Origin of the sequence: Pseudomonas sp. TMP9 (assembly GCF_037943105.1) — a bacterium.
Taxonomy (GTDB): Bacteria; Pseudomonadota; Gammaproteobacteria; order Pseudomonadales; family Pseudomonadaceae; genus Aquipseudomonas.
Map to the genome: position 1 here is coordinate 2898009 of NZ_CP149803.1, position 11847 is coordinate 2909855.

Genomic DNA, 11847 nt, shown 5'->3' on the forward strand with positions numbered 1-11847 from the left:
CGTTCGATCGGCTGTCGAGGGGGAATCTTTGCCGTAAGGCGCACTTGATGTCTCAGGCATCCCGCCTTCCACATTTAGGGGTATCACCATGTTCCTGAAAACATCCTTGCGTGCGCAAATACTCGCCCTACTCGGCGCAAGCCTGGCACTGATTCTGGTGACGGCGCTGGCCTGCTTTAGCTTCCTGTCCAACGGTATGCAGGCCTACCAAGGTCTGCTGGCCGGGCCATTAGAGAAATCGGCGCGAATTGACGCGACCAATCTGAACTTCAAGACTCAGGTTCAGGAATGGAAGAACGTCTTGCTGCGGGGCAGTGACAAGGCTCAATTCGACAAATTCTGGGGTCAGTTCGAGGCGCAGGAGCGCAACGTGCAGGACCAGTTGGGGCAACTGAGTGAACTGGCAGTTAACGACCGCACCCTCAAAACCAAGATCGATAACTTGCGCAATGAGCACCAGATACTTGGGGTGAATTACCGCAAAGGCCGCGATGCCTATCTTGCCGCAGGCGCTGACTTTCGTATCGGTGACAAAGCGGTATCAGGCATCGACCGCAACACGGCTCAGCAAATGGAAGCACTGGCCATCGAACTGCATAAACAGGGGTTGGAGCAGGCAACGCTGATCAACGCTGCAGCTGATCGCACGATTATCTTGGGCACTCTGCTGATGCTCGGCGCCACAGTTATTATCGGGCTGTTCGGCTTGTGGCTAATCAACCGTAACCTGATTACCCCAATCCGCGAATTAATCGAACACATCGCCCAACTCAGCCAGGGCAACTTCGGCAAACATGTTGAGTCCATTCGCCAGGATGAGCTGGGCAAGCTGGCCGTGGCCGCTAATATCCTGCGTGATTTTCTAGCAGACACCTTCACCCGCTTGAAGCGCAGTACCGTCGATTTAGATACGGCCAGCGGCGAACTCAACTCCATTGCCACGCTAATGGCTCAGGGCACTCGTGAACAATTTTCGCGCACCGACCAGGTGGCCACAGCCATGCATGAAATGTCTGCTACTGCCCAGGAAGTTGCTCGCCATGCAGTCGAGGCTTCTAGCGCTGCCGATGCTGCTGACAACGCGGCCCGTAAGGGCGAAATGGTTATGCAGGCGACCATCAGCACCATTACTGATATTCGCGGTGAAATCAGCAACACCTCCGAAGTGATTCGCCGCCTGGAAAGCGACACTGGACGTATCAGCAAAGTGTTGGAAGTGATTCGCGGCATCGCCGAGCAGACCAACCTGCTGGCGCTAAACGCGGCCATCGAAGCAGCGCGGGCGGGCGAGCAAGGACGCGGCTTTGCGGTCGTTGCTGACGAGGTCCGTACCCTTGCCCAGCGCACGGCCGTATCCACTGCTGAGATTCATCAGATCATTGATACGGTGCAAACGGGGGCAGTCAATGCGGTGCGCGCCATTCAGAGCGGCCAGCAGCGCAGCGAGGAAGGCGTGACCCGGGTCACTGAGGCGGGTGCCACATTACAGCTGATCACTCAGGCCGTGGAGGCGATCCGTGATATGAACCGGCAGATCGCCACTGCTGCTGAGGAGCAGACCTCGGTGGCCGAAGACATCTCACGTAACCTCACAGAGATCACTGCCATTGCCACGGCAAACCAGGAAAACGTACTACGTACCGAACGTGCTGGGGGAAACCTGCAGGTACTGTCCAGCCAGCTCAACGAGGTCACCCAACGCCTAAGTGCATAAGTCGCTTTAGATAAGAAAAAATGCCAGCCGCAGCTGGCATTTTTTTTAAAACCTGACTCAGTAGGAATTTTTTACACCGCCGCTTTGCACAAATGCCAATCTTTGACAGGCCTCGACACGAGGTCTACTGTGCCCCACTTGCCTATTCCCAGGCCCCTCTCCGCCTTGCCAAGGAACCGGAATATGTTGCTCCGTCGCATGCTGTTTATGCTCGGCGCCGTACTCGTTGTGGTACTCGCCCTCGCCGCCTACAAAGGCTATTCCATTTATCAGCAAGTGCAGACGTTCTCGGCACCGCAGCCGGCTATCAGCATTGATGCTGCAACGGCAGAACAACGACCATGGCAGAGCCGTATTCCGGCCATCGGCACGCTTATCGCATTCCAAGGCGTCGACTTGACGGTTGAGGTCGGTGGCACCGTGCAAAAGGTGCTGTTTACCTCGGGTGAAAACGTCGGTTTTGAACAACCGTTGATCCAGATGAACAGCGATGTAGAGCAAGCCAACCTGGCCACCGCGCAAGCAGACTTAGGGTTAGCGCGGGTGGAATATGAGCGCGGCCGCAGCTTGATCAACCGCCAGAGCATCTCCAAGAGCGAGTTCGACCGCCTTGCCGCCAGCCTGCAAAAAGCCGATGCCAGCGTCGCGCAACTGCAAGCGCAACTGGCCAAGAAACGCATCTTGGCACCGTTTGCCGGCACCATCGGCATCCGTCAGGTCGATGTCGGCGACTTCCTGGCCTCCGGTACCACCATTGCCACCCTGCAGGACCTGAGCAAGCTGTACGTGGACTTCTTCCTGCCGGAGCAAGCGGTGCCCAAGCTGGCCATTGCTGAGCGTGTGCGTTTCCGGGTCGCGGCCTACCCAGGCGAAGTGTTTGAGGGTGAAATTAGCGCGATTAACCCCAAAGTCGAAAACACCACGCGTAACGTGCAAGTGCGTGCCATGTTGGCCAACCCCGAGAACAAATTGCTGCCTGGCATGTTCGCCAATATAGAGGTGCTATTGCCCGGTGATGAGCAGGTGGTGGTCGTGCCGGAAACGGCGATCAACTTCACCCTCTACGGCAACTCGGTGTACCTCATCAACGAGAAAAAAGATGAGAGCGACCAAGTGATCAAAGATGAAAACGGCCAGGCCGAGCTGAGCGTGGAACGGCGTTTTGTTGAGACGGGCGAGCGTCGCGAGGGCCAAGTGATCATCAGTAAAGGCCTGCAAGCCGGTGAGCGGGTGGTCTCTGCTGGCCAGCTGAAACTGGATAACGGTGCCCATGTCAGCATCGCCAACGCACCGGCCAAGCCGAGCGACGAGTAACAGGCTGCTGCATAACGTCGAACCCGCAACGTAGGCAGCGGCGCAACGGCGCAAAGTGACCGGCGCTGCAAAGGAATTTATTTATGGCTTTTACTGATCCCTTTATCCGTCGCCCGGTACTGGCGACCGTGGTCAGTTTGTTGATCATCCTGCTTGGCTTCCAGGCGTTCAGCAAACTCACCATCCGCCAGTATCCGCAGATGGAAAACGCACTGATCACGGTGACCACGGCTTATCCCGGGGCCAATGCCGAGACTATTCAAGGCTACATCACCCAGCCGCTGCAGCAGAGCCTCGCGAGCGCCGACGGTATCGACTACATGACCTCGGTGAGCCGACAGAATGTGTCGATCATCTCGATTTATGCGCGCATTGGCGCCAACAGCGACCGTTTATTCACCGAATTGCTGGCCAAGGCCAACGAGGTGAAAAACCAGCTGCCGCAGGATGCCCAAGACCCTGTACTGAGCAAAGAAGCCGCCGACTCCACGGCGCTGATGTACATCAGCTTCTACAGCGAGGAGTTGTCCAACCCGCAGATCACCGACTACCTCTCGCGGGTTATCCAGCCCAAGCTGGCCACCCTGCCGGGTATGGCTGAAGCCGAAATTCTCGGTAACCAAGTGTTTGCCATGCGTCTGTGGCTCGACCCGGTGAAGATGGCCGCTTACGGCGTGACCGCCAGCGACGTTAACAATGCGGTGCGCCAGTACAACTTCCTGTCCGCCGCGGGCGAGGTGAAAGGCGAGTACGTGGTCACCAGCATTAACGCCGAAACCGACCTCAAGTCAGCCGACGCATTTGCTGCCATCCCGCTGAAAACCCTAGGCGACACCCGCGTACTGATCCGCGATGTGGCGCGGGTGGAAATGGGCGCAGAAAGTTATGACTCCATCAGCTCTTTTGATGGCACGCCTTCGGTGTATATCGCCATCAAGGGCACACCCGGCGCCAACCCGCTGGATGTAATTAAGGAAGTGCGCAAGGTCATGCCCGACCTTGAGTCGCAGCTGCCGCCGAACCTCAAGGTGTCGATTGCCTACGACGCAACGCTGTTTATTCAAGCGTCCATCGACGAGGTGGTGAAAACCCTGTTTGAGGCGGTGTTGATCGTCATCGTCGTGGTGTTCCTGTTCCTCGGGGCCTTCCGCTCGGTGGTGATCCCAGTGATCACCATCCCGCTCTCGATGATCGGTGTGCTGTTTTTTATGCAGCTGATGGGTTACTCGATCAACCTGCTCACGCTGCTGGCGATGGTGCTGGCCATCGGCTTGGTGGTGGACGACGCCATCGTTGTGGTGGAGAACATCCACCGGCATATCGAAGACGGCAAAACCCCCTTCGATGCGGCGATTGAAGGCGCGCGCGAGATTGCCGTCCCGGTGGTGTCGATGACCATTACTCTGGCGGCGGTGTACGCCCCAATCGGCTTCCTCGAAGGGCTTACGGGAGCGCTGTTTAAGGAGTTTGCCTTAACCCTGGCCGGTGCCGTGATTATCTCGGGCATCGTCGCCCTGACCCTGTCACCGATGATGTGCGCCAAGTTGCTGCGCCATGACGAGAACCCATCCGGCTTATCGCACAAGCTCGACCAGATCTTCAACGGCCTCAAGCAACGCTACCAGCGCGCTCTGCACAGCACCCTCGACACCCGCCCAGTGGTGTTGGTTTTTGCGGTAATCGTGATGTGCTTGATCCCCGTACTGCTCAAATTCACCGAAAGTGAGCTGGCCCCAGAGGAAGACCAAGGCATCATTTTTATGATCGCCAATGCACCGCAGCCGACCAACCTCGACTACTTGAATAAGTACACCGACGAGTTCGTGACCATCTTTAAGGAGTTCCCGGAGTATTACTCCTCCTTCCAGATCAACGGCACCAGCGGCGTGCAATCCGGTATCGGCGGCTTTTTGATGACGCCATGGGACGAGCGCGAACGCACCCAAATGGAGATTTTGCCGGAGGTGCAAAGCCGTCTGTCGCAAATTGCCGGCTTGCAGATTTTCGGCTTCAACCTGCCCTCTTTGCCGGGTACCGGTGACGGCCTGCCCTTCCAATTTGTGATCAACACCCCCAGCGACTACCAGTCGCTGCTGCAGGTGGCGGAGAAGGTCAAACAACGCGCCGTGGCCTCGGGCAAGTTTGCCTTCCTTGACGTTGACCTGGCCTTCGACAAACCCGAAGTGGTGGTGGAAATCGACCGCGAAAAAGCCGCGCAAATGGGTGTGTCCATGGAAGACCTCGGCCTGACCCTGGCCAGCCTGCTCGGTGAAGGCGAGATCAACCGCTTCACCATCGACGGTCGCAGCTACAAAGTGATTGCCCAAGTCGAGCGGCCCTTCCGCGACAACCCGCAGTGGCTGAGCAGCTACTACGTGAAGAGCGAAAGTGGCGCGATGCTGGCGCTGTCGACGTTAGTTAAGGTCAGCGATCGCGCCCGGCCGACCCAGCTCACCCAGTTCCAGCAGCTCAACTCGGCGATCATCCAAGGTGTACCCATCGTCAGCATGGGTGAAGCCATCGAGACGATCACCACGATCATGCAAGAAGAAGCGCCAGCCGGCTTTGCCTATGACTTTGCCGGCGCCTCGCGCCAACTGGTGCAGGAAGGCAACGCGCTGTACATCACCTTCGGCCTGGCGCTGGCGCTGATCTTTTTGGTGTTGGCGGCGCAGTTCGAAAGCTTTCGCGACCCTCTGGTGATCATGGTCACAGTGCCGCTGTCGATTTGTGGCGCACTGATACCGCTGTTCTTGGGCTTCTCGAGCATGAACATCTACACCCAGGTGGGCCTGGTCACGCTGATTGGCTTAATCACCAAGCACGGCATCTTGATCGTCGAGTTCGCTAATCAATTGCGACGTGAGAAGGGCTTGTCACGCCGAGAAGCCGTCGAAGAGGCCGCGGCGATTCGCCTGCGCCCCGTATTGATGACCACCGCTGCTATGGTGTTCGCCATGCTGCCACTCATTCTGGCCACTGGCGCCGGCGCGGTGAGCCGCTTTGATATCGGCTTGGTGATCGCCACTGGCATGTCGATCGGCACGCTGTTCACCTTGTTTGTGCTGCCCTGCGTATACAGCCTGCTGGCGCAACCCGACGCCGCACCTAAAGCTACGCAAACGCACCGCTAAGCCAAAGGCCTGCCAAGGATGGCAGGCCACAAAAAAGAGCTGCCGGGTAGGCGATTTCGCCGACTCATACGTCTACTGAATGCAATCAATCCCCTCGCTTTTGCGGGCTAGGGAAGCAAGTGAGCGGCGATAATTCAGCTGGTTGAGGCGCCACCCTAGAGCGGCACAGCCGGCGGCCTATCCGCTTCGCCGCATCGACCTGATAAAGCCTCCGACAAACGCTTGAGCAGACTAGCCCTGCGATCGCGCACCTTGGGACAGGCTGAACATAAACAGCAGCAGGTCGTGATCGGGTCGCAACGCTTCGGTAGCGCGCACCTGCATGGGTAACGGGCAGTAGCCTAGCTGCTCGTCGAGGTTGATAACCTGCGGGCTGGCTTCCTGCCAAGCCGCCGCCGCGAACGAGGCCACGCTAAGCGCACCGACCAAGAAAAAACCTCGTGCAATTTCTAGCTTCATCACCGCAACCTCTTGATAGCGCAGTCAAACGTTGTCTGCTAACCCTAGACCACTGATATTCCCGCGCGCTGTTCAGCGACCAACGGTCGTTACTCCATCACCGTGCCAGCCGGCCCAATTCAACCCATGTCTAGCCAACACATGACTTATACGCCAGGCGTCTGAACCGCATTCGCGCCAATGGTTCCAGCCACCCAATAACTTAGTTGCGCCGCCTCACGTGGCGGTTATAGAGGGAGTTAGCCCACGCAGAGAATGAACCGGCGCAGGTGACACGCAGCGCCAACTCAAAAGCTCGGCGTTACCTAGGCGGGCAAGGATGATTCAGGGCGGGTGTCTAACCGTAAGCGCAGGATCAGTTCTGATTGCGAGGTGGAGGAGTTTTTAGGCGGGATCAGAAACAGGACGCGCTTGTACGCAACATTCACACAATGCTGATTAACGGGCTGAAAGCGGGGGCTGATCAAACTAAGAAATGACGTTATCGCAGAACATAAAAACCCCGTGGCAAGCACGGGGTTTTCTTTACAACATGCAAACCGCCTAGCGGCGGCCTGCTAGGGGCCGGGCTGGCTTACATCATGCCGCCCATACCGCCCATGCCGCCCATGTCTGGCATACCACCACCAGCCGGCTTGTCTTCAACCACTTCAGCAATCATCGCTTCGGTGGTGATCATCAAGCTGGCGATCGAAGCGGCAGCTTGCAGCGCCGAACGGGTGACCTTGGCCGGATCGAGAATACCCATCTCAATCATGTCACCGTAGGTGTCGGTAGCGGCGTTGAAGCCGAAGTTACCCGAACCCTGCTTGACCTTGTCGACCACTACGCTTGGCTCGCCGCCGGCGTTGGCCACGATCTGACGCAGTGGTGCTTCAACCGCACGGCGCAGCAGTGCGATACCAACGTCTTGATCAGCGTTCTCGCCTTTCAGTTCGCTGATGGCCTGCAGAGCGCGAACCAGTGCCACGCCGCCGCCAGGTACAACGCCTTCTTCAACGGCTGCACGGGTAGCGTGCAGGGCATCGTCAACGCGGGCTTTCTTCTCTTTCATTTCAACTTCGGTGCCGGCACCGACTTTGATCACCGCAACGCCGCCTGCCAGTTTGGCCAGACGCTCTTGCAGCTTCTCTTTGTCGTAGTCGGACGAGGTGTCTTCGATCTGCTTACGGATCTGCAGAACGCGCGACTCGATGTCAGCTTGAACACCGGAACCGTCGATGATGGTGGTGTTTTCTTTGCTGAGGATGACGCGCTTAGCGTTACCCAGGTGCTCCAGAGTGGCGCTTTCCAGGCTCAGGCCGATCTCTTCGGAGATAACGGTACCGCCAGTCAGCACAGCGATGTCCTGCAGCATGGCCTTGCGACGATCACCAAAGCCTGGCGCCTTCACGGCAGCCACTTTAACGATGCCGCGCATGTTGTTCACCACCAGAGTCGCCAAGGCTTCGCCTTCAACGTCTTCAGCCACGATCAGCAGCGGACGGCCGGATTTGGCCACCGCTTCAAGAACAGGCAGCAGCTCACGGATGTTGGAGATTTTCTTGTCAACCAGCAGAATCAGCGGGCCGTCGAGCTCGGCGACCATGGTGTCTGGCTTGTTGATGAAGTACGGGGACAGGTAACCACGGTCGAACTGCATGCCTTCAACAACCGACAGTTCGTTTTCCAGGCCCGAGCCTTCTTCAACGGTGATCACGCCTTCTTTGCCGACTTTTTCCATGGCTTCGGCAATGATGTTGCCGATGGAGGTGTCGGAGTTGGCGGAGATCGAGCCGACCTGAGCGATGGCTTTGGTGTCAGCGCACGGCTTGGACAGGTTCTTCAGCTCAGCAACGATGGCGATGGTCGCCTTGTCGATGCCGCGCTTGAGGTCCATTGGGTTCATGCCGGCAGCGACGGCTTTCAGGCCTTCATTGACGATGGCTTGAGCCAGGACGGTGGCGGTGGTGGTGCCGTCGCCTGCGTCATCGTTAGCGCGCGAAGCCACGTCTTTAACCAGCTGAGCGCCCATGTTTTCAAAGCGATCTTTCAGCTCGATTTCTTTGGCAACGGAAACGCCGTCTTTGGTGATGGTCGGCGCGCCGTAGCTCTTCTCGATCACAACGTTACGGCCTTTAGGGCCGAGGGTCGCTTTTACTGCGTCAGCCAGGACGTTAACGCCAACCAGCATTTTCTTACGGGCGGAATCGCCGAATTTAACTTCTTTAGCAGCCATGATGATTAATCCTTGATTCGTTCAAATAGAGCGGAATTCGTAGCGACGGGCGCAGAAATCAGTCTTCAACAACAGCGAGAATTTCGTTCTCAGCCATTACCAGCAGGTCTTCGCCATCAACTTTGACAGTGTTGCTGCCCGAGTAAGGGCCAAACACCACTTTGTCACCGACTTTAACGGCCAGCGCACGCACTTCACCGTTGTCCAGCACGCGGCCGGTACCAACAGCAAGAATCTCACCGCTGTTAGCTTTTTCAGCAGCGGAACCTGGCAGCACGATGCCGCCCGCGGTTTTCTTTTCTTCTTCGCTGCGACGGATTACGACGCGGTCATGCAAAGGACGAAGCTTCATTGTCGATCTCTCCCAGTGGGTAATTTTTAGCCGGTGTCTTCACCGACGGGTTAGCAAAATCCGGCGAGGCCGGTAGCACTGCGCCAAGCGCAGCGCTGAAGTCTGAATCTGCCTTGCGACAGAAAACCTTGCGGTGTCCGCTACATAAGGGCGTATGGGGGAATTTCAAGGGCTGAGGGCGAAATCTTTACGCATACGGGCGCCTGAAGGGGCTTACTCACGACGCTCAAATTCGCCTTCCAGGACATTGGGTTGGGCCGCATTCGATTGGACCGCATTCGGTTTGGCAGCACTAGGCTGTGCCGCACCAGGCCGAGCCGGACCGGCGCGCAGGGGCTGCTCATCAAAAAAGGCACGCTGGCGCATGGCCTGCTCCGCCGCACGCAGGCGTATTTTGTTTACCAGCACGCGGCGGGTGAAGGGGATCAGGCAAAAAATACCGAAAATGTCGCTGATAAAGCCTGGCAACAACAACAAACCACCGCCCAACGCGATCAGCAGACCTTCAAGCATTTCCTGCTCAGGTAACTCGCCGCGGGAAAGCTTCTCTCGCGCACGCCAAGCCGTGGCCACACCCGCCACCCGCAGCAGAAAAGTACCGAGAATCGCCGAGCCGACCACCAACAGCAGCGTCGGCAAGACCCCGATCGCGCTGCCCACCTGTATCAGCACAGCCAGTTCAATAATGGGGAAGAGCAAAAATAACAACAGAAAAAAACGCATCAGAGGTTCCTTAGAGCCTGTTTACGGTTTCGCAAACTCGCGCCATGCAGGGCAAGAGCCAACGAGGATAAGAAGTTTACCGCTGTCATTGAGCCATTCAGCGCCGTGTACCAACATGCGCTTTAACTCGGCAGAGCCGGTGCGCAGCAGGCCGTTGGCGCGCTCTAAATAGAACAGCAGCTTCCAGTACAGGTGAAGTATGGGGCATTCAGCTGAATTCAAGCTGAAGCCTGATCGCCAGTCGGCCAGACAGTGGCCCGCGCCAGCACTACCAAGGCCTGGCGCACTTCATGGGCACTGTTACAGGATGTTGGAAAAGCCAGCCAATAGAGGCCCTGAGCAATGCGCAGATGAAAACCCTCGCTGTCGACACCGACTAACTCAGCCGGCGCGTGCCTCGGCAACCCTGCCAGCTCAACATAATGAGCAATGGCTGCGACATGATCATCATTCATATGCTCAACCATGCTGGCTTCACTTTCACCGGCAAAAGGGTTAGCCAAGGCCACTTGATCGAGCCAATGAATGGCGCCAAAACCACCGATGTAACGCCAGCGCACGGGCTCTAAGCGCCAGAAATCGAAATCATGCACGCGGTGATGGTCCTGCGAGCCAGGAAAATAGCGGTAATAACGCTGCGCTGCGGCCTCAATCTGCGCGCCATCTTCTAACTGCCGCGCGTGCGCAAGCAACGTCAGCCGCCCCACCGCCTGCACATCTTCGGCGCCACGCTCACCGACCAACAGCGAACATTTAGCGTCTTGCTTGAGGTTATGGGTGTGCTGGGCGATGCGACTGATCAGCATCAGCGGGAACCCTTCGGCATCCAGGCAGTAGGGCACCACCGATCCGAAAGGGAACCCCGGCATCGCCTTGGAATGGGTGCTGAGCACGCCCCGGTATTCCTTGAGCAGCAATTCTCGGGCATGCTTGCCGGCTTTAACGCTCACCTTATGACTCCTTGCATAGAATCCGTCACAAACGGACAGGCGCTGCAGAATACTGCTTACAGCGCCGGCAAGGTTACACCCAACACCTTGAGGGGAAAGCACATGCAACTGAAAGACAAAGTCATCGTCATCACAGGTGGCTGCCAAGGCCTAGGCCGGGCCATGGCTGAATACCTAGCAGAAAAAGGCGTCAAGCTGGCGCTGGTTGATCTGAACCAAGAAAAACTTGATGAAGCCGTGGTCGCCTGTAAAACCCATGGCGTCGAAGCCCGCGCCTACCTGTGCAACGTCGCCAACGAAGAGCAAGTGACCCAGACCGTGGCACAGATTGCTGAAGACTTCGGCGCAATCAATGGCTTGGTCAACAATGCCGGTATCTTGCGCGACGGCCTGACCATCAAGGTCAAAGATGGCGAAATCACCAAGCTGAGCCTGGCCCAGTGGCAATCAGTGATCGACGTTAACCTCACCGGCGTGTTTCTGTGCACCCGTGAAGTGGCGGCGAAGATGATCGAGCTGAAAAACGAAGGCGCGATTATCAACATCTCCTCCATCTCGCGTGCCGGTAACATGGGCCAGGCCAACTACTCCGCCGCCAAGGCCGGTGTAGCAGCCGACACTGTGGTTTGGGCCAAAGAGCTGGCGCGTTACGGCATCCGCGTTGCCGGCGTGGCACCGGGCTTTATCGAAACCGAGATGGTCGCCAGCATGAAGCCCGAAGCATTGGAGCGCATGACCTCGGTCATCCCGCTACGGCGCATGGGCAAACCTGCCGAGATCGCCCACTCGGTGGCTTACATCCTAGAAAACGACTACTACACCGGTCGCATTCTGGAACTGGACGGCGGCCTGCGCCTGTAAGTGCAGCCTGCACCGCAAAGCCCACCTTAAGGCTGATGCTGCTCACCTGAGCAGTTTGGCGCTTAGCGGGTGTAATAAAGTACCGATGGCAGGGCTCTGCCGTCGGTTTTTTTATGCCTGCC

General features: G+C 57.4%; 9 protein-coding genes. 4 read left to right on the forward strand and 5 right to left on the reverse strand.

Annotated elements, in window-relative coordinates:
• Positions 1 to 88 precede the first annotated feature (88 nt).
• The 3 genes from WF513_RS13795 (at position 89) to WF513_RS13805 (ending at position 6162) form a co-directional block, all read left to right on the forward strand.
• On the forward strand, positions 89 to 1714 hold the full coding sequence (locus tag WF513_RS13795) for a methyl-accepting chemotaxis protein (protein ID WP_339079960.1): 1626 nt from the start codon (positions 89 to 91) through the stop codon (positions 1712 to 1714).
• A 183-nt stretch (positions 1715 to 1897) separates the two neighbouring features.
• Positions 1898 to 3028 carry an efflux RND transporter periplasmic adaptor subunit gene (locus WF513_RS13800; RefSeq protein ID WP_339079961.1) on the forward strand — a complete coding sequence of 377 codons (1131 nt, stop codon included), beginning with the start codon at positions 1898 to 1900 and terminating at the stop codon, positions 3026 to 3028.
• An 83-nt stretch (positions 3029 to 3111) separates the two neighbouring features.
• On the forward strand, positions 3112 to 6162 hold the full coding sequence (locus tag WF513_RS13805; protein ID WP_339079962.1) for a multidrug efflux RND transporter permease subunit: 3051 nt from the start codon (positions 3112 to 3114) through the stop codon (positions 6160 to 6162).
• Positions 6163 to 6393: 231 nt separating this feature from the next.
• Here WF513_RS13805 and WF513_RS13810 read toward each other — a convergent pair whose 3' ends face one another.
• The 5 genes from WF513_RS13810 to WF513_RS13830 all read right to left on the reverse strand — a co-directional run bounded on the left by WF513_RS13810 (position 6394) and on the right by WF513_RS13830 (position 10864).
• Positions 6394 to 6621: a hypothetical protein gene (locus tag WF513_RS13810; RefSeq protein ID WP_339079963.1), complete on the reverse strand. Its 228-nt coding sequence runs from the start codon at positions 6619 to 6621 to the stop codon at positions 6394 to 6396.
• Between the two features lie 574 nt (positions 6622 to 7195).
• Entirely contained in the window at positions 7196 to 8839 is a 1644-nt protein-coding gene (groL, locus tag WF513_RS13815; RefSeq protein WP_339079964.1) for a chaperonin GroEL, read from the reverse strand.
• A gap of 58 nt (positions 8840 to 8897) precedes the next feature.
• A complete protein-coding gene (locus tag WF513_RS13820) occupies positions 8898 to 9191 on the reverse strand; it encodes a co-chaperone GroES (RefSeq protein ID WP_339079966.1) in 294 nt (97 codons plus the stop codon).
• Positions 9192 to 9404: 213 nt separating this feature from the next.
• Positions 9405 to 9914, reverse strand: coding sequence for an FxsA family protein (locus WF513_RS13825; RefSeq protein ID WP_339079967.1), 510 nt, complete (start codon positions 9912 to 9914; stop codon positions 9405 to 9407).
• 218 nt (positions 9915 to 10132) lie between these two features.
• Positions 10133 to 10864 carry a DUF2470 domain-containing protein gene (locus WF513_RS13830; RefSeq protein WP_339079968.1) on the reverse strand — a complete coding sequence of 244 codons (732 nt, stop codon included), beginning with the start codon at positions 10862 to 10864 and terminating at the stop codon, positions 10133 to 10135.
• 102 nt (positions 10865 to 10966) lie between these two features.
• Here WF513_RS13830 and WF513_RS13835 point away from each other — a divergent pair, with 102 nt between their 5' ends.
• Positions 10967 to 11725 (forward strand): SDR family oxidoreductase, encoded by a 759-nt coding sequence (locus tag WF513_RS13835; RefSeq protein WP_339079969.1) that lies wholly within the window; start codon positions 10967 to 10969, stop codon positions 11723 to 11725.
• Positions 11726 to 11847: the final 122 nt, after the last annotated feature.